General features: G+C 58.7%; 14 protein-coding genes. 8 read left to right on the forward strand and 6 right to left on the reverse strand.

Going from position 1 to position 20,484, the window contains the following annotated elements:
- The first annotated feature begins 10 nt into the window (after positions 1-10).
- From ACILSQ_RS20900 to ACILSQ_RS20920, 5 genes are all read left to right on the forward strand, one after another.
- Positions 11-874, forward strand: a complete 864-nt coding sequence (locus tag ACILSQ_RS20900; protein WP_395745601.1) for a MotA/TolQ/ExbB proton channel family protein — start codon at positions 11-13, stop codon at positions 872-874.
- Positions 875-927: 53 nt separating this feature from the next.
- A complete protein-coding gene (locus ACILSQ_RS20905) occupies positions 928-1,356 on the forward strand; it encodes an ExbD/TolR family protein (protein ID WP_395745602.1) in 429 nt (142 codons plus the stop codon).
- Between the two features lie 12 nt (positions 1,357-1,368).
- Complete coding sequence (locus tag ACILSQ_RS20910) at positions 1,369-1,848, forward strand: ExbD/TolR family protein (protein WP_395745603.1); 480 nt, start codon at positions 1,369-1,371, stop codon at positions 1,846-1,848.
- 80 nt (positions 1,849-1,928) lie between these two features.
- Positions 1,929-4,022, forward strand: coding sequence for a prenyltransferase/squalene oxidase repeat-containing protein (locus ACILSQ_RS20915; RefSeq protein ID WP_395745604.1), 2,094 nt, complete (start codon positions 1,929-1,931; stop codon positions 4,020-4,022).
- Positions 4,023-4,859: 837 nt separating this feature from the next.
- Complete coding sequence (locus tag ACILSQ_RS20920; protein ID WP_395745605.1) at positions 4,860-6,416, forward strand: DUF4062 domain-containing protein; 1,557 nt, start codon at positions 4,860-4,862, stop codon at positions 6,414-6,416.
- A 28-nt stretch (positions 6,417-6,444) separates the two neighbouring features.
- Here ACILSQ_RS20920 and ACILSQ_RS20925 read toward each other — a convergent pair whose 3' ends face one another.
- The 4 genes from ACILSQ_RS20925 to ACILSQ_RS20940 are packed head-to-tail and all read right to left on the reverse strand — an operon-like array spanning position 6,445 to position 9,749.
- Complete coding sequence (locus tag ACILSQ_RS20925) at positions 6,445-7,362, reverse strand: hypothetical protein (protein WP_395745606.1); 918 nt, start codon at positions 7,360-7,362, stop codon at positions 6,445-6,447.
- Positions 7,363-7,389: 27 nt separating this feature from the next.
- The gene (locus ACILSQ_RS20930; RefSeq protein ID WP_395745607.1) at positions 7,390-8,274 is read right to left on the reverse strand and encodes an N-acetylmuramoyl-L-alanine amidase-like domain-containing protein; all 885 of its coding nucleotides are present in this window, start codon (positions 8,272-8,274) and stop codon (positions 7,390-7,392) included.
- Positions 8,275-8,282: 8 nt separating this feature from the next.
- Complete coding sequence (locus ACILSQ_RS20935; RefSeq protein WP_395745608.1) at positions 8,283-8,906, reverse strand: TPM domain-containing protein; 624 nt, start codon at positions 8,904-8,906, stop codon at positions 8,283-8,285.
- A 39-nt stretch (positions 8,907-8,945) separates the two neighbouring features.
- Positions 8,946-9,749: an SDR family NAD(P)-dependent oxidoreductase gene (locus ACILSQ_RS20940; RefSeq protein ID WP_395745609.1), complete on the reverse strand. Its 804-nt coding sequence runs from the start codon at positions 9,747-9,749 to the stop codon at positions 8,946-8,948.
- Between the two features lie 310 nt (positions 9,750-10,059).
- On the opposite strand from ACILSQ_RS20940, the gene ACILSQ_RS20945 reads away from it, so the two are divergent.
- The 3 genes from ACILSQ_RS20945 (at position 10,060) to ACILSQ_RS20955 (ending at position 14,631) form a co-directional block, all read left to right on the forward strand.
- Positions 10,060-11,607, forward strand: coding sequence for a sensor histidine kinase (locus tag ACILSQ_RS20945; RefSeq protein WP_395745610.1), 1,548 nt, complete (start codon positions 10,060-10,062; stop codon positions 11,605-11,607).
- The gene (locus tag ACILSQ_RS20950) at positions 11,607-14,189 is read left to right on the forward strand and encodes a PAS domain S-box protein (protein WP_395745611.1); all 2,583 of its coding nucleotides are present in this window, start codon (positions 11,607-11,609) and stop codon (positions 14,187-14,189) included. Before ACILSQ_RS20945 ends, ACILSQ_RS20950 begins: the two co-directional genes overlap by 1 nt.
- 67 nt (positions 14,190-14,256) lie before the next feature.
- A complete protein-coding gene (locus ACILSQ_RS20955; RefSeq protein ID WP_395745612.1) occupies positions 14,257-14,631 on the forward strand; it encodes a cupin domain-containing protein in 375 nt (124 codons plus the stop codon).
- A gap of 35 nt (positions 14,632-14,666) precedes the next feature.
- Here ACILSQ_RS20955 and ACILSQ_RS20960 read toward each other — a convergent pair whose 3' ends face one another.
- Together ACILSQ_RS20960 and ACILSQ_RS20965 are read right to left on the reverse strand one after the other, a co-directional pair.
- A complete protein-coding gene (locus ACILSQ_RS20960) occupies positions 14,667-15,416 on the reverse strand; it encodes a matrixin family metalloprotease (protein ID WP_395745613.1) in 750 nt (249 codons plus the stop codon).
- 115 nt (positions 15,417-15,531) lie between these two features.
- Entirely contained in the window at positions 15,532-20,484 is a 4,953-nt protein-coding gene (locus ACILSQ_RS20965; protein WP_395745614.1) for a hypothetical protein, read from the reverse strand.

Below are 20,484 nucleotides of genomic sequence, written 5' to 3' on the forward strand. Positions count from 1 at the left end.
CACTTTCCCCATGCAAACCAACACCGCCACCCACATGACCCGCTCCATCCCCAACGGCCCTGCCCGCGCCTTCTTTTGCGTCCTGCTGGCCTTGGGTGTCTTTGCTTCCTTCAACATCTTCGCCCAGGAGCCTGCGGCTGCTGAGGGGGCTGCTGCTGGCGGCGAACCGCACACACACTCGCTGATCGACCGTTTCATTGAAGGTGGCTGGGTGATGTACCCCATCACCGCCTGCTCCGTGGCCCTCGTCTGGCTCACGGTGGACCTCTGGATGCGCACCGGCATCAAGAAGATGGCCCCTCCGGCCCAGGTCGCCCAGGTTCAGGATCTCTTCCGCGCTGGCGACTACGTGGGAGCCTACCAGTTCTGCAAAGGCAACCCCTCTGCCTTCACCAATACCACCCGTGTCGCCCTCAGCTTCCTCGGCGACGGCCACGATGCCACTGAAGGCGCCCTCTTCTCTGAATTGAACAAGGCCAACGCCTCCATCCAGACCCGCATCAACTACCTTTCCGTTATCGGGGTTTGCACTCCCATGATCGGTCTCACCGGAACGGTGACGGGGATGATGAGCGCTTTCGCCACCCTGAAGACCAGCGGTGCAGGGGACCCCGCCAAGCTCTCAGGCGCCATCGGTGAGGTGCTTATCGCCACCGCCTCCGGTCTCTTCATCGCCGTGCCTGCCTTCATGTTCTTCTACTTCCTGCGCAACCGCCTCCAGGTCTCCATGAGCGGCCTGCAGGAAATCTGCACCTCTCTCTTCCGCAAGATGCCCTACTCGCATCTCAAGGACGCCCACGTCGGCGAAGAAGAGTTCTACGCCGCCATCCCGAACTGGGTCGCTGGCGAAGGCGCTGCCGTCGCTGCGGCATAATCCCTCTGTGGCATTCTTTTCCTCAACTTATCAACCCTTGACCTTCTAACACTATGGGCGGCGGCGGCGGCGGCGGTGATGGCGAACCGGAGTTCCAGATTGCTCCGATGATTGACGTGCTCTTGGTGCTGCTCATTTTCTTCATGAGCATCACCTCGGCGCAGGTGTTGAGCATCGACAAGGAGATCCAGCTCCCTGTCGCTGAAGACGCCAAGAAAAAGGAAAAGAATGTCATGAACGAGGCCGCGCTCAATGTGCGCTGGACCAATGGCAAGTCGGTCATTGTCTTCGAAAACAACTCCTATGAGAACGTGGAGCCGCTGGTTGAAAAACTCCGCGGCCGCCACGATGCCAACGCCAAGTACCGCGTCGTCATCCGTGGAGACAAGCGCCTCCCTGCCATCGAGATCCAGAAGGTCATGAGTGTCGTCGCCCAGGCTGGCATCGATGACATTTCCTTCTCGGCCCTGAACAAACAATAATTCCTCCGCCTCATGTCTGCTCACGGCACCAAAAAGCCCCGCGAAATCGAACAGGAACAGCTCGCCGTCGGCTTCCAGATCGCTCCCATGATTGACGTGGTGTTCGTCATCATGCTCTTCTTCATGGTCATGGTTGGTTCCGTGAAGGTGGAGCGTGAGCTCAAGAGCCAGCTCCCCGGCCTCGCTCCCCCCAGTGCGGACGCCCCCACTGAAATGCCCGACGAAATCGTCGTCGGCGTGGAGGAATCCGGCGCCGTCACCCTCAATGAGGAGGAGTTCGACAGCGGGCGCCCGGACAAAAAGCTTCCAACCTTCATTGACACCCTCAAGCGTCTCAAGCAGGAGGCGGACAACCGCAACGCCAAGGTCATCGTCACCATTCAGGCCGAGGAGCAGGCCACCTATGAGCGCGTGATCGATGTCCTCAATGCCCTCTCGGTCGCCAAAATCGCCAACGTCACCTTCACGGTCGGCAGCGACGAAGGGTTCTAAGGCCTTCCCTCCACTGGTTTTTGGTTTTTCCCCCAATAAAGGGCCGGGCTCCATCGTCCTGTCTCTGAAACGTTTTTTCCATGAACCCTTCGCAGCCTGGAACCCCGCAGAACCCTCCGCCCCCGGGCCATCCCGGTGCCGCTCAGCCCCCGCCGGGTTACACACCGCCTCCAGGTTATCCGCCGCAGATGCCAGGCTATCCGCAGGGGTATCCGCCGCCTCAGGGCTACCCGCCGCAGATGCCGGGGTACCCGCAAGGCTATCCCCCGCAGATGCCCGGCGGTTACCCTCCGGGCTATCCGCCGCAGATGCCAGGCTACCCGGCGGGCTACCCCGTGCCGCAGGGTTACCCGCCGCAGATGCCGGGGTATCCGCCCGGCTACATGCCGCAGATGCCCATTCCGGCCATGCCGCCGCCGCCCGCGCCTTCGCCCGCGGCACCGCCACCTGCCACTCCCAAGCCCGCCAGCGCCGCCGTACCCGTCGCGGCTGCCATGCCTGTGCCTGCCGGCGCAGCCCCTGGTGAACCCGTTGCTGAAGCCGTGCTGGCCGTCCCGGCAGACGATCCTGATGGTGCCCCTGTGCTCATTGAGCACCATGAAGGCGAAGTCTATCACCCGCCTGCGCTCACCCACATCGAGACCGGTCCTCCGCCCAACAAGTTCGTGCAGATGTGGCGCAAGGCTGGCGCCAGCTCCCTGATGCTGAGTATTTTGATCCATGCCGGCCTCGGCGTGCTCGCCCTTTTCATCGTCTTCACCACGGGTGTGATGGACAAGCAGGTGGACTTCCTGCCCGGTGGCGGCACCGCCCAGGGCGCGCAGGCCAGCGCCGATCTGCAGCACAAGGTGCAGCAGAAGAAGCGCAGCACCATCAACAAGCAGATGCCCATGAAGAAGCTGGTCAGCACCAGCACGAACGCCTCCATCACCCTGCCTGAGGCTCCGCCAGACTCCCTGGACATGCCGGACGTCAGCGCGATGATGGGCGGTGGCGCGCTGGGTGCCAGCGGTGGCTTCGGTGCCGGCGGTGCCGGTGGCGGCTTTGGCAAAGGCATGGGAATGGGCGCGGCCAATGGCTTCGTGACCCTGCCGCCCTCCATGCGCAGCCGCTGCTCCACTCAGGAGCGCTTGGAAAAGCTGCGCCAGAACGGCGGCTCGCCCGAGTGCGAGGCTGCAGTGAGCGCCTCCCTCGAATGGCTCAAAACCAAGCAAAACCCCGACGGCTCCTGGGGCCGCAACAACAAGTGCGCCTTCACCGGCCTCGCCCTCCTCTGCTACCTGGGCCGCTGCGAAACGCCCGAATCCCCCTTCTACGGCGACAACGTCATGAAAGGGATCATGTTCCTGCTTGAGGCGCAGAAGAAGAACAAACACAAGATGTTCAGTCTCTCCGAGAAGGGAAATGCCCCCGTCTATGAGCACGGCATCGCCACCTACGCCCTCGGCGAAATGTACACCCTGGCGCGTCTCGGCAGCAAATCCCTCCCCGGCATGCGCGAAGCTTTCGAGGCCGGCGTCAAGATCATCATCGAAAATCAGCAGGACAGCGGCTCCTGGGTGTACGACACCGAAACTGGCGGTTACGCCGGCGGCAAAAGCCGCGAAGATCTTTCCGTCGCCGGATGGCAGTTCCAGGCGCTCAAGGCCGCCAAGAACACCAGCCTCAAGATCGACGGCCTTCATTCCGCCATCACCAAGATGACCAAATACTTCGAAGACAAGCAGACCAAAGACGGCGGCTTCGGCAACACCAACCGCGACGCCGGCTACAATCAATGGTCCCTCTCCGGCGTCGCCATCCTCGGCCTCCAGACCATGGCCAAAGGCAAGACCACCCCCGTCAAAAAAGGCATCAAATTCCTCCGCGACTTCCTCGCGGCCGAGCCCCTGGACTGGAACAAGAACTGCAACCTCTACTGCTGGTACTACTACACCCAGGCCTTCTTCCAGCAGGGCGGAGACGACTGGAAGTTCTACAATCAGCAGTTCCTCCCCCAGATCCTCGCCGCCCAGCAGGCAGATGGCTCCTTCAAGCGCGGCCGCCCCAACTGGCCCGCCGGCGACGCCGCCGACGAAATCTACCGCCAGTGCCTCTGCACCCTCCAGCTCGAAGTCTTCTACCGCTACCTCAAAGTCGGCGACCGCGAAGAATCCTCCTTCTTTGACAAATAATTCAAATGGAATCGTAGGGCTGCGCTGTGCGCGTCCGAAGCCCGCCCTGCCGATCTATCCGCGTTTTCGCATGCCGCACAGCCCCAATCTCGCTCAGCGTGGGCAAGCCCACAGCGCCTCCGCAAAGTAGTCATCTCGCTCCGCCGAGATGAGCCCAGCGCAAGCGCTTGCGCATGAACAGCGCCGGAACATCAGGCTGTTATGAAATTCCACGCCCTTTCTGTCCTTCGGATAGCCGCCACGCCCTCATCGTAAACACCACGACTCTGAAACTGAAAAGGAAAAGTGATACGGGATCCTTCGAAGCCTTGCACGGAGAACGGGCCTTTCCGCAAATCGAGCATCTCGAAAATTCGCTTCAGCAAGACCTCACGCCATTCGGAAGAGGAAAATGACCCAGCACACTTATCCCCCCCCCCCTTTTTTTTCTCTGGCGATTCCCTTGTCATCCGAACCTTTCCATGATTGGATAAGTGAAATTCTCGAAATGGAAAGAGGCAGCGAGCCCCAATGTTTCATCGTCCGCCAATTTCGCCTTTGAAGCCAAGCTTTGGCATCCGCCCATAAGTCACGCAATAAAACTGCCCGCCTAGAGATCAAAAGCCTAGCCACAGGGACAACTTTAGCAGAAACCAGCAACAGTATTTCAGCCTTATTCGCGTTGCGTTGTTGCTGAAACCCTTCATGGCGGCCTTTACCCTCATAGGTTACGCCGCTCTCACCTAAATCACAGCCAGCCTCAACTAATCCAGCACCCTTGCCACCCTGCGCGACACTCTTTGCCGTAAGTTCCTGAACGGGGAGTTGCCGTCTTCCATGATCAACCAATGAATCGTCATGAAATCCGAGCCAACAAGTATTGTCCGCAAGTATCAAGTGTTCATAAGCTCGACTTTCAAGGACTTGCCTGAACGTCGTCGGCAGGTGCTGGATGCTGTCTTGGATTGCGAACACATACCCGTTGCATTGGAGCGGTTTTCCTCTCATGCAGAGCCGGTGCCAAATGTCATCAAACGTGCCATCGAACAGTGCCAGATTTATGTCGTTATAGTGGGGTATCGGTATGGTTCGACTCTCGATGTCACAGGCGCAGATGGTGGAATGGTCAAAAAGAGCTTCACCCAGATGGAATATGAGCACGCGGTGCAGTCCGGGCTTAAAATACTGACCTTTGTGGTGAATGACGATGATGTGCGCAGCCTCCGTGCGGAACTGTATAAGAGCAAAGACCCGGATGATGTGGCTGAAATTCGCAATGAGGAAGCGTTTCAAGCATTCAGGGCCGTTGTCAAGAATCCTGACAAACACTTTGCTTGCGTGTTCCGCCATGCTGAACCGGAGTTCAAAGCCGAAGTCATTAAATCCTTGTTTGCAGTGGTAAAGGCTCCAGAGCTACGGGGCTGGGTTAGGGAGCCTGAGAATGACAGTCAACGCGACGCTTTCACTTCCATTTCCAGAAACCGTTACATCGTGGATATTGTGGGAGCTTTGAGCGCGCTTGACACTCTCGACAGCCGGGTGATCAAGCATCCTGAAGAAAAGTCCGCGCTGGCGAGGTGCTTTTCGGACTTTTATTTGCAAGCTATCAACGAAAAACATCTCAGCTTGTTCTTTGAGTCCGGTTCAACACTGATTTATGTTGCAGACCAGCTTGGTCGTGGTCTTACCGAGGCGCGGGCGCTGGACAAAAATGGCAATCCGCATGTTCAAGTCAGCACGAACAACGTGCTCGCCTATTTGATTCTCTGGCTCAAGCACTTGATCCCATGCACTCCCTTTCCATGGGGCACGCCGGAAGAGACTTATGGTGCGGCGCTTGGTCCTTTGGCAATCAATGTTGCCATGGACAGAAGTCCATTGTTCCCGCCCGGGAAATTACGCAAGAGAGAGCTTGCCGAAATTCGCAAGCTTTCGGATGCCGCCAAAAAAGTTCACCGTCCAGGAAACAAAACGCTGCTTCTCGCGGCCGCCTCCGGCTTGCAGTTGTCCAGCAAAATCAAGGTGAAAGATGGGCTCGATAAGCCTGATGGTATCCTGGAATGTCGGGGTCCTCACGTCGGTTCTTACAAGAACAAGCTCTTCAAAAGGTTTATGTACGAAACCAAGCATCCTTTGATGATTTTCATCACTGCGGACAAAATTGACTCCGAAATCGACCTCGAAAAGTGCCATTTCGTTATGGACGATAAAGAACAATGGGAGCAATTCATCAATGATCATCCGCTGGCTTTTTGTGTTGGATGTCAAAGAAAAGAACTCGGGCATTGGACCGACATATTTAAGAAGCTTAAATTTGAATGCCTTTGCGAGAATGACGGCTCGGAAGCAACTGCCTTCATTGCCAGAAATCAGAAGTTTCAGGAGCTTTTTGACAAGCCGAATGAAATCGAATGAGCCTCAATAAACAAGAAATCTGGCGTGATCACTCCAGCGCCACCGGCACATAACGCAGGCCAGGAACCTTGAGGCGCATCAATTCGGCGCGGAACTTTTGAGAGATGATGCACCAGCGGTAGGAAATCTCGCGGCCGTTGCCAAGGCGTGCGCGGGTCATGGCGATGTCGAAGGGTTTGAGGGCTTCCACTTGCGCGCGCTGGTACCGCAGGGCGGGGGGATCACGTCCGGCGTCATCCAGATGGCGTGACTCGAAGCGTTCCCAGCCCTTGTCCGAGGCGACCACTTCTCCCTGTCCGTTCTGGATGGCATTCAAAGTGTCCGGTAAGATCACATGGCTTTTCAGGGCCCAGAGCGGTTTTTTGACGGTGCCTCCGCGCACAAAAATGACCGGCGTCAGGTTCAGCCCCTCCAGGTTTGCCGCCAGCAGGCTGGACCTGAGCGGCTCCGCCACAGCAAGGCCGTGGAAAGGCGACATGATGCCGAGCTGCACCTGGGTGGACTGCTTTTTGTCCACTTCAGCCACATAGTCCTCACGCGCCCACTGCTCATCATCAGGGTTTTCATGGCTCGCGATCTGTCTGGAACACGAAAGCTCCACAAACTCCGCCGCATCGATTTCCTCTTCACTCCAGGTCATCTTGCGCGTGACGCCAAAGTACCGGCCGCGCTCTGGCACGGGGACGACCTTCCACGGACTGGGCTTGAATTGATACCTGGCTTCAATGGCTTCATAGAGCCGGGCGAGGCGCGGGTCGTCTTCGTGCAGAGCGACATTTATCACCCTTCCTGAGTAACCCGCTTCTTTCACCGGCAGTCCGGCCTCCAGCCCGAACTCCTCAACATCGGCAACGGATTTTGCCGTAAGCCCGTTGGACGTGCATCCCCACTCCGCATCGTCCGGGTCATATTTACGGATGACGAAGGCATGCGTTTCTTCAGGCATAAACGAGAGGTGTAAGGTGATGGCGGCTCACCGCGGCCTGCCCACCACGATTCCCGCGTGGCTCTTCACGGAGTACAAATACTCATGAATCGTCTTGTCCACGACGACCTTCTTGTACGTCGCGGAGGCGTGCATGAAGTGGCAGGCGCCGTCTCCGGTGCGCAGCGCCAGGCCCACATGGGAGCAGAACACATGGGGCCGGCTGGTCACGATGCCGATGATGTCCCCGCTCTGAATCTTCGGCTCGCAGGCGGCCACTTGGTCTTTCGGAATGTAGTCAAAGGGCACCTGCTCCAGCCGTGCCTCGATCTGCCGCAGCGCGGGCACCAGGGCGGGATTTGCGCGCAGGTAGCGATACAGCTTCGGATTCAGCGACATCTCGTCATTGGCGCGTCCCGTCAGCCGCACCACGGGCCCCACATCCCGCGTCACATAGCGGATGTTTCCGCGCGCCGCGTTGTCGGTGAACCACTCGTCCAGATAGTGAAGGCGGTCCAGATACTGCCCATGGCACACCCCGCCGCGATACCGCGTCTCCTCGATCTGCTTCAGCAGATCCGACGGCGCATAGCTGCTCTGCCGCTTGCCAATCATGCGCGCCAGCCCCAGGGAGATCTCAAAAAACGTCCAGCAGTCCAGCCCGGTGAAATTGGCTGAGGGGGACTCCACCTGGTCATCGATCTCCAGCGTCCAGCCCACATACTTGATCCCGCGCAGCGCCTGGCCGAACTGCGCCACGCGCGCGCCCATGGGCAGCGCCGCCCAGTTCTGTGCCTGCGCCAGCGCCACCACCTGCTGAAATTTCTCCGTCCCCTTGAAGGTCACGTTTTGAGGCAGGAATTCCTTTGCCTGCAGCAGGGATGCCCCTCCGCTCATCAGGCCCAGGTGTAAAAAATGTCGTCGTGTCAGCATGTCTTTGATCAATACAGGTTTTCCGCCATTCCCAAAGTACCTTCTCCCGCCGCGCTGGCATTCAGCCACTGCGCCTCCGGTACCAGGCCAAACTGCTTCGGCACCAGCCGGCACAGCGCCACCAGCTGGCGGTCCAGCTCCCGGGCAAAGGACTCGATGGCCTGCGCATAGCGCCTGCGCCGCAGCGGCTGCTCCGCCGCCTGCAGGCAGGCCTGCAGATGCACCTCCTGGATGAAGGGCTCCAGCCCATAGCCCACCATCACGATCGCCCGGTCAGAGTTCGTGTCGATCAGCAGCATCACCAGCCGGTTCTCGCCGCCTTTTTCCACTGCGCTGGAAAGACTGCCGCGGTTGAAGATCCAGAACGCATACGGCACCATCGGCGCCTGCTGCGGCACCTCCATCAGCACCACCGCCACGCTCACCTGTGGAAAGCGCCGCTCCACCTCCGCGATTACGTGCGCCGCCCGCCTCTGCGCAAATCCCCCCAGCACCCCCGCGCTGTCCGCAATGGGCCCCGCCAGCGCCGGGGCAATGCCAAAGGTCCGGTCCGCCACCTCCAGCGAAAACCCGCACTGCCGGCAGGCGGCATCAGTTTCAATCGCAGGAGCTCGGCAGGCAGGACAGCGCACGGGGCGACTGTACAACGCAGCCCCTCACTTGCGCAATGATCATTCCTTGGCCGCGCGCCGCCGCAGCACCCAGCGCAGAATCCCACGCGGCATCAGCCGAAACACCCGGCTGGCAATGGACACCCCCAGGCCCGGAAACACGCAGGCCCGCCCCTGCTGCAGCGCCTCCAGCGCCGCACCCACCACCTGGGCGGGAGGAATGCGCAGCAGGCCCTGGCCCTCGCGGTTGGTGTCCGTGCCATCGGAACGTTTTGCGGTCTTGCTAAAGTTCGTCGGCGTCGGCCCGGGGCACACGCAGCTCACGGTGATCCCCTTGGGCGCCAGCTCAATCGCCAGCGCCTCTGAAAAACTGGTCACATAGGCCTTCGAGGCCGCATACACCGCCAGCGCCGGCATGGGCAGGGTGCTGGCCAGGGAGCTCACATTCACGACTCCGCCCGGCCGCTCCATCTGCGGCAGCAGCGCATGCGTCAACATGGTCAGCGCCGTGATGTTCAGGTCGATCTGCGCGCGCGTCTTCTCCGCCGCGGAACTCTCAAAGCTTCCGTAGTCTCCCATCCCGGCGTTGTTGATCAGCAAATTCGGCTTCACCCCGTTTGCGGCGAGAAAGTCAGTCACGGTACGAAGTCCGGCATCGGTCGCCAGATCAGCCACACAGCAAAGGATGCGCGCCGGGGAGGCTGAGAGCTGCTGCTTCACTCCCTCCAGGGCCTCGGCCCTGCGGGCCACAAGTACCAGGACCTCCGCATGGGGGGCGAGCTGCCCGGCAAATTCAGCCCCAAGGCCGGAGGAGGCGCCCGTGATGACGGCGCGGCAGTGTGCGAGGGGAAATCCGTGGGGCATGAGGCTAGGAGTAGCCACGCGCCCAGGCCTCCACAAGTCGCTCCTGCGCAAATGCATGCATTGGGACGGGGTGGGAGGGGCCACCTGCCGAGGCCGACGCGGCAAAACATGCCTCGGAAAAGGGGAGGTTGAGCCTAAGGCTTCCCTTAGCCTTATGAAGCTTGGTAAATTATGACCTGAGCCTATATTTATTAATATTTACAATAAATATAAATGTTGATAAAATAATCAGGAAAATGGTCCTCAATTTCCCCCAGCTTTTTCGAGCGAAACCCTTTGCCCTGGCAAAACCGCAAGGAGGAGCGGCCGCATGTACTCCATAGCCAGCCAGAAAAAAGGGGAGCTGCCCGGGGTCGAGGAGGAGCGCACAGCGCGGCTTTATCGCATCTCCCAGCGCCGGAACCACATCCTGACGGACCGGCTTTTTGCGAAGCTCATGGTCATGCAATGGCTGGGGGGCATCGTGATCGCCGTCTGGATCTCACCGATGGCGTGGAACGGCTCCGGCATTCTGCCCCTGTGGCATGTCTGGGCGGCGATTTGTCTGGGCGGGGCGATCAGCGCCGCGCCCGTGCTGCTGGCGTGGCGGCAGCCCGGCCGGGTGGTGACGCGCCATGTCATCGCGGTGTCTCAGGTGCTGACCTCGGCCCTCCTCATTCACCTTACGGGGGGCCGCTTTGAGACACACTTTCATATCTTCGGTTCGCTGACCTTCCTGGCATTCTACCGGGACTGGCGGGTGCTGGTGACGGCCACCCTGGTGGTGGTGGCAGACCATGTGGTGCGCGGCATCCTCTGGCCCCAGTCCATCTTTGGCGTAGTGGATGTGAGCCAGTGGCGGTGGCTGGAGCACGTCGGCTGGGTGATGATCGAGGATGTCTTCCTGATGATCTCGATTCAGCAGAATCTGACGGAGACCCTGGAAGTGGCGAAGCGGCGCAGCCGGCTGGAAAGCATCAATGCGCAGATTGAAAGCCAGGTCATCGAACGCACCGCGGAGCTGACGGAGGCGCACAAGCAGCTTCTCATGACCTCCCGCCAGGCGGGCATGGCGGAGGTGGCCACCAATGTGCTGCATAACGTGGGGAACGTGCTCAACAGCGTGAATGTGTCCGCCGAGACCGTGGCCGGGAAGATCCGCCACTTCAGGATCGCCAGCCTGAAAAACGTGGCCCGTCTGCTGCGCGAGCATCAGCACCACCTGCCGGACTTCCTGACTCATGACGCGCGGGGCAGGGAGCTGCCGGACTACCTGGTGCGGCTGGCGGAGACTCTGGCGGAGCCGCAGAAAGCGATTTTGGAAGAGGTGAAGTATCTGCAAAACAACATCGAGCACATCAAGCAGATCGTCTCCATGCAGCAGAACCACGCACGGGTGGCGGGCGTCCTCGAAACCCTGGAGGTGGCCGAAATCATTGAAGACGCCATCAGCATCAGCCGCGTGGGGTTGATGCATCACGGAGTGTCCCTGGTGCGCGAATTTGAGACGGTGCCGCCCGTCGTGCTGGACCGCCACAAAGTGATGCCGATTCTGGTGAACCTGCTGAGCAATGCCAAGCACGCGCTCGCCGAGCTCACCGGGGAAAAGCAGTTGAAGGTGCGCGTGTCGATGGACGGCGGCGACACCGTGCAGATCAAGATCATTGACAATGGCGCCGGCATCGCGCCGGAGAACCTGACCCGGATTTTTCAGCACGGATTCACCACCAAAAAAGACGGCCATGGCTTCGGCCTGCACAGCGGCGCCCTGGCCGCGCGTGAGATGGGCGGAAAGCTCATGGCCGAAAGCGGCGGCGTCGGCCGCGGCGCAGTCTTCACACTCGAGCTTCCTTTGTCGCACCCCAACCAAACAATATGATGAACACCACCACCGATAATCTCAACCGCCGCATTCTGGTTATTGATGACAACCAGGCCATCCATGATGATTTTCGGAAGATCCTTGGTGAATCGGACTCCCCGGACGCCGCGCTGGAGGCCGCCGAAGCCAGAATCTTCGGCACCCCGGCGCCCATGCTGTTTGAGATCGACACCGCCTGCCAGGGTGAAGAAGGCCTGAAGATGGTGGAGAAAGCCCTGGCCGAGGGGCGCCCGTACGCCATGGCGTTTGTGGATGTGCGCATGCCTCCGGGCTGGGACGGCATCGAGACGACCCAGCGCATCTGGCAGATCTGCCCGGACCTGCAGGTGGTCATCTGCACGGCATTCTCCGACTGCTCCTGGAACGACATGCAGGACCAGATCAATCCGCAGGACCGGCTGATGGTGCTGAAGAAGCCCTTCGACACGATCGAAATTCTGCAGATGGCCAATGCGCTGACGCAAAAATGGCTGCGGCTGCAGGAGTCGAAGGTCGAGTTTGGCGACCTCCAGCGCATGGTCAGTGCGCGCACCCGGGAGCTGGAGGAGTCCCAGGCCGCGGCGGTGAGCATGATGGCGGACGCGGTGCGCCATCGGGAGAAGGCCGAGCAGGCCTATGAGGAGCTGAAACGCGAGATGGCGGAGCGCCGCGCGCTGGAAGAAAAATTCCGCGAGCAGGCCTCCCTTCTGGACAAAGCCCAGGATGCGATCCTCGCGCATGACCTGGAGCAGCGCATCACCTACTGGAACAAAGGAGCGGAGAGGCTGTACGGCTGGAGCGCACAGGAGGTGGCCGGCTGCTCCGTGGCACAGCTCCTCTACAAGGACGCGGAGGCGTTTCACCGCGCCCGGGAGCAGGTGGTGCGAACCGGGGAATGGGTGGGGGAGCTGCACCAGATCGGCAAAGGCGGCCGCTCTTTGGTGATCGAAGGACACTGGACTCTCGTGCGCGATGCCGCAGGGCAGCCGAAATCGGTGCTCGCCATCAACACCGACATCACCGGGCGCAAAAAGGCCGATGAAGCCCTGAAGATGCAGGGGCGTGTGCTGGAGAGCATGGCCGAAGGCGTGACCGTCTGTGATGAAGACGGACGCATTGTCTTCAGCAACAACTCCTGCAACACCATGTTTGGCTACGAAGGCGGGGAGCTCATCGGCCAGCATTACTCCGTCATCCGCAATCTGCCCGCGGAGGATGGCAGGCAGGCCATGGACGAGCTCTTTGGCATTCTGCGTGAAAAGGGCGCCTGGATGGGGGAGATGAGCTCGCGGAAGAAGGACGGCACCCCGTTCATCACACGGTCGCGCATCAGCGTGCTGGAGATGGACGGCGTGAGATCCTTTGTCGCCGTGGTCGAGGACATCACCGAGAAAAAAAACATGGAGGCGCAGTTCCTGCGCTCGCAGCGCATGGAAAGCGTCGGCCGGCTCTCCAGCGGCATCGCCCATGACATGAACAACATCCTGACCCCCATCTTCATCTCCTCCTTCATGCTGCGGCGCAAGCTGCCGCCGGACGATTTTGAAAAGATGCTCACCAACATCGAGACCAATGCCCAGCGCGGGGCGGACCTCATCAAGCAGCTTCTCACGGTGAACTGCGACATGAGCGGCCAGCGCCATGTGGTGCAGATCAGCGAGATCGCCTCGGACATGATGAAGATCATGTCCGGAACCTTCCCAAAGAACATCAGCCTCTCCGCCAGAACGCCCGAAGACGTGTGGCCTGTGATCGGCGACCCCACGCAGCTTCACCAGGTGCTGCTCAACCTCTGCGTCAACGCACGCGACGCCATGCCGGCGGGAGGCGCGCTCTCCATCGCCACAGAGAACACGCGGCTGGACGAAAATTTTGCGGCCATGAACGTGGACGCCATGCCCGGCCCCTACGTGGTGATCCGCGTGTCAGACACCGGAGAAGGCATTTCTCCTGATGTGATCGACAAGATTTTTGATCCCTTCTTCACCACCAAGGAGACCGGCAAGGGGACCGGGCTGGGCCTTTCCACGGTGATGGGCATCGTCAAAAGCCACCAAGGATTCGTCAATCTGCGCAGCCGGGTCTCGGCGGGCAGCACCTTTGAAATCTACCTGCCTGCCGCGCCTGATGCGGTGGCGGCCAGCAGCGCGGCACCTGCCATGGAGGCCCCCCGCGGCCAGGGGGAAATGATCCTCGTCGTGGATGACGAGGAGGTCATTCGCGAGGTCGTGCAGAAAACACTGCTCGCGCATGGCTATCGCGTCATCACGGCTGGAGACGGCACGGAGGCCATCGCCCAGTTTTCCCAGAACCGTGGAGAGATCAAAGCCGTGCTTACCGACATCATGATGCCCTTCATGGACGGCGTCACTCTTTCGCGCACGCTGAAAAAGATGGACCCGTCCATCCAGATCATCGCCACCAGCGGCATGGGCAGCGCCAAGGGCCGGCAGGACAAGGCCGCCGCGCTCGCCTCCATGCAGATCAACACCTTTCTGAACAAGCCCTACTCGGCCAGCGAGATCCTCACCGCCATCGGCGAGCTCCTCGCCTCAGACCGCTCAGATCATGTGTCAGCCGAGCTTGGGCTGGTGGCCTGAGAATTCTTGTCTTTAGACATTTTCGAGTGGCGCTCCCGGTCCCAGCGTTGAGGCTGGGAGCGCATTCATGACTCTCAACGCTCTTTCCGCACAACCGCCGTTCACCACCAAGGACGGCAGCACCATTCGCAGCATCCTGGACCGCACCAATGCGCCCGTGCAGAACCAGAGCCTTGCCGAAGCCACCGTCCCTGTGGGCCGCCCCACCGAGCGCCACTACCACAAGCTGAGCGAAGAATTCTACTTCATCCTCGAAGGGCAGGGGGCCATGGAGATCGACGGCGAAACGCGCACCGTCTCCCCCGGCGACGCCATCCTCATCCCACCCGGAGCCTGGCACCAGATCACGGCCTCCCAGACGCTGCGTTTTCTCTGCTGCTGCGCTCCGCCGTACTCGCATGAGGATGTATATATCTTAGGAAATGAACGGTGTAAAAGTTAAGATTTGATTGCGTGGCTAACTTCAAAAAAACTTAATCATGGATATAACTGTCTAATTCCATCGATATCATCTTGCGCAAGATCGCGGCGAATAGCGTTTGGTTGAACGCTTGGATACATCACGGCGGAAATATCGCTACTGTGAGCCAGGCCGAGGATATGACCTATTTCGTGAAGGGCGACGCTTTCAATGTCAAAAGCTCCTGGGGTTGCCCCGACACACCATATAGCCGTTGTGTCGTTAAAATGTAAAGGGCGAGGGCCGATACCGCTTATTACAGCACAGTTGGGTGGGTAATCAGCATGTGCAAGCACATCATTCTGGGCCATATTTGGGAAATCGGAATCGCTAGAAGTAACCCAACCGATGATAATATCCGGAAATTGATCGGAGCTTACCTCATGAAAAGAAAAAGAGGTGATCGATGACCAGGTGGCAAATGCATTTCGCACAGCTTGAAAAGCTTGATCAGCACTAACATACTGAGTGGCGTCCCCCAATGAGTAATTGAGAGATTTGCGGTCCCATGCACATGTAATCTTGGAAAAACGATTGTCTATAATATCCGGCATGCCGCATCTTTCTATCTTCATGGCATCAAATGTTTGCTTGTTTAGCACGCCTGTTTTCTCCAGTCCAAATATGTCTTGAAATAATGCAATGGCATAAGAAATCTCTTCTTCTGAGGCTCTGCTTGTAGATTTGGAGTCGTTGAGGTAGCCATACCGAAGTAAATATTTCCTGGCAAAAACGGACAATGATGGTGAATTGTAGTTTGTGTTCATTTTTTGGAAGAATTATCTGGATGAAAAGAAGCGAGTAGACTGTGCCCTCAATCTTTGCACAATCGCAAGAGGGGCAAAGAGAGTGGTCCTAAGGTTGGAAATGAGAGGAAAATCTTCATGCACTCCAATTCAATTGATCAGTCGGGATCTCGATGGCTTCGATCTCCAGGAGCACATGGGAAACAGGCGTCGGCGGCTTGGCTTCAGCGTTGCCTTGCGCGGCCTGAATGCCAAACCGTAGGCGCGGACTAACGATCTTGTCCAGATTTTCATTGATCGTCCCACCCTGCTTGGTGAGATACACCACATACTCGTGCGCGATGGCTTCGGCCAGTAATTCAACGGAGGAATAACCATAGTCTACCGGGAAGAGACAAATGGGGTCTTCGACTATTAGTCCGGTGGGATCGCTGGGCAGGAGGTTGAACGCGTGCCTGATGGAAATGCGCAACGTGAAAGCGTCAAGGTTTGAGCCGATTCCAAAAATCCCTTGCAGAGTCTGAAGGATGATATCCGTCAGTTTCCGGCCCTTGGCATCGTTCACCGACAGGATCGGCCAGGAATTGGTGACGGGGACGATCTTCGGCCAGACCACCGGGCCACTCTCGTAAACGAGCCGGGGATCGGTCGTGAACTTGAGGCCAAGAGTATCCGGGATACTAACATTTCGTTTCAACGAGAGTCTTGGCTGAAAGCCCAAGGCATTCAAGGTGCTCCCAAACAAGAGCAGGTGGTTGTGAGGCTCGTTGGCCTTGTCCACGTTGGCGGTGATCGAATATTCTCGCGTTTCGGGCTGGGTGCCCTGCGAAGTAATGGCGAATCGGAGTTGATCCACCAACAAGCCTGGAGTGCCAAAAGGAGGTAGGAGGGTTCCCGTGGGCGTGGCGGTGGAAATATCTAGCCAATAGTTATTCGGCGTGGGCGGAGCGGCGGTGGCTTTGGAACGAACCTGATTGACGAAAGTGACGAAGGAATCGAGCAGGCTGGCAAGAGATTCGATCATACTGCGCCACCTCGGCAGGTCATTAATCGCAGTCGAGGTCCATGTAGGGTAGGCCGCGAGCAGCGAATCGAGTGCGACCAGGACCTGTAGGAGGCTTTGAGGTCGCCAAGTCGCCAGATGCTTGGCGACCACACGTTTGGTGGCCTCCTCGGTGTAGTAATCGATCTCCAAATAGACACGATCGTTATTGTCGTAGTTACCGGCAAAGTCGATCTCCCAACCCCAGCGTGAGGCATGCCGAGTCTCTTCGCTCGTCTGGGTGAGCGGGTTGCCGTTGATATCCGTGACGAAGTTGATGCACTTGATCGGCGTCACGGCCTTGAGAGCGGGCTCCGGCGGAAAAACTCGGTCAATGGCAGGAATGGACTGTTTGAGATTCCATTGCTGCGTGACGTTGGGATCTAGGCTGGCATTTGGAAAGGCCAGTTCCAACCACTGTCCGGCATCGAAAGCGTGCAATGCTGGTTGATTGGGGACGGGAAGCTGGACGTGAGTTATCGTGGTGGCGAGGGACGTGGGTTTCCAGGACACCCAGTTGGCCTCTTCCCCGGGCGGGAGATGGTACGCGAGGGTTAGATAGCCAGCGGGATCGGAGTTTGGAGAGAAGTCTTCGTCAAGTGAGATGACAAAATCCGAAAACGACGGAACGCTCACCGGACTAGTGACGGATGGCTTCGCCGCGGGAAATGGCTTAGGCGGGAAAGTGGCGATGGTCCTGCCATAGTAATTGCGGATTCGGCCGGCCAGTTGGGGCGCGTCGACTGGGGCGATGAGAGGCAGACCGATCAAGGTATCGATATCGTAGAAATTCTTGAGGCTGCCTTGGAAAGCATCCTGCGCCATGCGACTAATCCCGCTGGCATTAGCACTGGGCACCAGTTCGGCAAAGAGCGGGAGGATACAATTGTCGGGATCGGCCAACTGCATGGCCACGAGGTCCTTGGCGGGCAGCAAGGGTGCAAACCAGGGCGTCATGTTTGTGTCGTTCGGCTCGGTAACGGCCAAGGGAGTAAGCATTCCTTCGAAGGCGGCAAAGATCCGGCGGCCGAGGACATCGTAGTCCAGACCGGCGAAGGATGTGGGAATCTCTGGAAGGGGAAATCCATTCCATTGGTTCGAAGCCGACGTGCCGACGTATTTCGTAAAGTCGGGAAGGACGAACGTTTCGCTGCCCAACTGATTCTTGAGCGGCCGTGGCGTGGCGTAGATCGGATCTGCCGGAGCGAGGGTAGGGAAGGAAGTATTGGGTATGAACCAGAGTTCGTGTTCATTGAAGCGGTTCCTTGTCATCCCGACCTGGCAAGAAGGGCCGACTTGGAGCTGGGCGCGGAAGGCCAGGGCGACGGCCTTGAATTCGACATGCGGAGCAGAGGTTCCCTCGTCTCCAGAAGCGAGCGGCATCGCCGATTCGGCCAAACGGATCTGCCGTAGAATCTGAATGCTCAAGTCTCCGTCGGAAGGCAATTCGTTGACTGGCAAATGCGTTGTGTCTCGGGCAATCTGCAAAACTGGATAGAGCCTGACGGGGCCCGGGCGATCGCTGCGTTTTTGCACGTCCCAGTAGCACTCGACGGGCTGTGTAGGCGGAATGCCCCCGGTCGCCAGAATCTTGGCTAAGTATTCGCGCAACGCCTTGCGCAGATCGATCGAGGGGTGTTGGTAATCAAAATTGGCACGATCGGCCTCATTCGGCGCATTGGGATTGAGCTGAGCAAGGGGGCGGCGTCCCGCATCCCAAAGTGATACGGTTACGTCGTCTGCCGTCCCGGTGAGCTGATCGAGGATCAACGCCAATCTTTGCAGGAGTTGATGGTCAGTCTTGACATTTCGCGGCTGATACGGTGCCAAGGTATGTGGAAAACTATCTTCCAGAAGTAGACGATTGAGGAGACGGCGTTGCTCGCCTTTTGGGTTGGTTAGAATTAGCGCTGCGGTTTCATCTCTCAAGTTAACATGTTTAAAGACCTTAGGGTCGTAAATATTAGGCCCGTCCACGATGGCGCGCAATCCGAGCACAAAGCGATGTTGCTGTTCAAGAGTGGGTTGATCAGGAAGCTTGCTGATCGAGAACCCCGACGAAGTCAAAAGACGTCTGTTGACGTAGGTGTCGATATCCCGCGTACGGGCCGCACCGAACGACTTGGTCATCTCTTCCATTTTCACCTGCCCCAAATGAAATTTGAGGGGATCCGGTCTCTCAAACCAGACTTTCAGACACAGCTGGCCGCCCTTGGCAGACGCGGCGAAGTGAAATCCAGGCCAATCCTGCGGCTTGATCAGAGCGTCCGTGTAAATCAACGTGCGGTTGGCTTTCGCCGAGCCGGCAAAGAGCCGGTTTCCGTAGAGATCCCGAAAGCCTGCCGTGAGCGCAAATTCGGCGTCCGCTTCCACCGCCATACGTTTGAATACGTCCTTGTAAGCAAATCTCACCGTGGTGCGGTATTTGAAAGTATGCTCACCCGCCGTGGCTCGCGCAGCGCGTTTGGTCTGGTCAGTCGAGGTGGGGAGATACCTCGCGGCGACCCGCTTATCCTGTAGATCGCGGTAGTCGAAGAGGGGGGCGGCGATGCCAATATCCTTGGTCGGGGACAGCGGGGTGATCGAATCCGCGGCACAAACACACGACTTCCAATTTTTATCGGGATCGATGTCGTAGGAGTCCGGGATCGGCGACCAACTGGTGATCAGCTTGCCATTACTGTCTGCGACTTCGTAATCGACGAGGTGAATGCTTTCAGCAAAGCCATTGGGGTCGCGAACATCCAATTTAGGATCCATCGGCCAAGGCAGATGGCGGGTCCATCCGAAGGTCAGGCATCCGGGAGGAGAGGTCGGGGTGATGTTGAAATGCTCCTTCTCATCGAAGCGCAGGATGCGATTCTGCGTGTCAGCCGGATCGCCGGTAGGGGCCGTGGAGAACTCGATGGCGTTGGCATAGACCGGCAGGGAGCGCGACTCGTCGGCGGACCGCAGCCGCCTGTTATCCGGGAGCAAGAGCACCACGCAGAGCACGATGTCTTCTCCAGCCACAGCAGAAAGATCCACATCACTCGTGATAACGCGAAAGTAATAGCCACCATTGTTCGTGATGCTGGCCATCTGAAGCAAACGAAGAGCATCGGATGGATCGGTCCCGGCCGAATCGCTCTCGGCCGTATAGGGCAGAGAATTGCTTTTGAGGTGCTGCAAATTCAGCTGGAAGGTGCTGCCGGGCCGGGCGAGGCCGCTCAAGTTATCCCGCGCCATCGTCCATTCAGAAACCAAGGTCCGCTGGCGCTCCTTGTTGGCATTGGTAAATTCGACGAAGAGCATGAGGGTGGCCCCGGCGAGTGGCACGGCCGTTTCAGTCGGCCCGGGCAAAAGGTGAAGTTGGTCCAGATACCAGCGATCGCCTTGGGGAATGCCTTTCAACTCATAGACGACCGGCGCCCGGGCCGCCGCCCGATTTGTCTTCCCGCGGCGTGTCCGGCTGGTTTTCTCGGGGGGAGAGGGAGCGAGCCTGACCGGACAGCGGAGGAGAATCGCGGATTTCCAATCGGCTTTGGGGATCGTTTCCAAGGCCAGGGAAGTTGCGTTGTCTTCCTCGAGTTTGATGACCTTACAGTAAGAGACTTTGGGCGACTTGGAGGCCGCCTCGATAAGCGCCGGTGCGGGCAAGCGCGCGACGCGATGGGTGTTGTCGATGTTGACAAATTCCTCGGGCGCGAGGGCGGTGGAGATGGTGAATTGCTTCGGCGTGAGAAGCCAGGTGGGGACGCTGAAATCCTCCTGAAGGTCGAAATAAACACCCATGTCTCCCGTGAGCGCAGTCTTCGCCGCCGTGTATGCCCGATCGACGGTAGAGCGATGGCCCGACAACAGTCCGCCAGGGATATCCGTCCCGTTTTTGCGGTAGCGTACGTCATACGTTTTCATATCCGCCGGATTAACCGGAGCCTGCTGGCCGGTGAGAAGCCCGGCGGGTTCCATTTTTTTGGTTTGATCGTTGAGACAGCGTCCTCCGCCGAGGACCTGGCGGTTCATGTCCCGGGCGATGTTAGCGACGATGGAGGTATCTTCGGCCAT

The organism is Prosthecobacter sp., from assembly GCF_044227185.1.
Lineage (GTDB): Bacteria > Verrucomicrobiota > Verrucomicrobiia > Verrucomicrobiales > Verrucomicrobiaceae > Prosthecobacter.

Bases quoted from the DNA above. Each gene is read 5' to 3' on its own strand.
- ACILSQ_RS20965 (WP_395745614.1), bottom strand. From the start codon at position 20,484: ATGGCCGAAGATACCTCCATCGTCGCTAACATCGCCCGGGACATGAAC.
- ACILSQ_RS20905 (WP_395745602.1), top strand. From the start codon at position 928: ATGGGCGGCGGCGGCGGCGGCGGTGATGGCGAACCGGAGTTCCAGATT.
- ACILSQ_RS20955 (WP_395745612.1), top strand. From the start codon at position 14,257: ATGACTCTCAACGCTCTTTCCGCACAACCGCCGTTCACCACCAAGGAC.
- ACILSQ_RS20915 (WP_395745604.1), top strand. From the start codon at position 1,929: ATGAACCCTTCGCAGCCTGGAACCCCGCAGAACCCTCCGCCCCCGGGC.
- ACILSQ_RS20940 (WP_395745609.1), bottom strand. From the start codon at position 9,749: ATGCCCCACGGATTTCCCCTCGCACACTGCCGCGCCGTCATCACGGGC.
- ACILSQ_RS20960 (WP_395745613.1), bottom strand. From the start codon at position 15,416: ATGAACACAAACTACAATTCACCATCATTGTCCGTTTTTGCCAGGAAA.
- ACILSQ_RS20900 (WP_395745601.1), top strand. From the start codon at position 11: ATGCAAACCAACACCGCCACCCACATGACCCGCTCCATCCCCAACGGC.
- ACILSQ_RS20925 (WP_395745606.1), bottom strand. From the start codon at position 7,362: ATGCCTGAAGAAACGCATGCCTTCGTCATCCGTAAATATGACCCGGAC.
- ACILSQ_RS20945 (WP_395745610.1), top strand. From the start codon at position 10,060: ATGTACTCCATAGCCAGCCAGAAAAAAGGGGAGCTGCCCGGGGTCGAG.
- ACILSQ_RS20910 (WP_395745603.1), top strand. From the start codon at position 1,369: ATGTCTGCTCACGGCACCAAAAAGCCCCGCGAAATCGAACAGGAACAG.
- ACILSQ_RS20920 (WP_395745605.1), top strand. From the start codon at position 4,860: ATGAAATCCGAGCCAACAAGTATTGTCCGCAAGTATCAAGTGTTCATA.
- ACILSQ_RS20930 (WP_395745607.1), bottom strand. From the start codon at position 8,274: ATGCTGACACGACGACATTTTTTACACCTGGGCCTGATGAGCGGAGGG.
- ACILSQ_RS20950 (WP_395745611.1), top strand. From the start codon at position 11,607: ATGAACACCACCACCGATAATCTCAACCGCCGCATTCTGGTTATTGAT.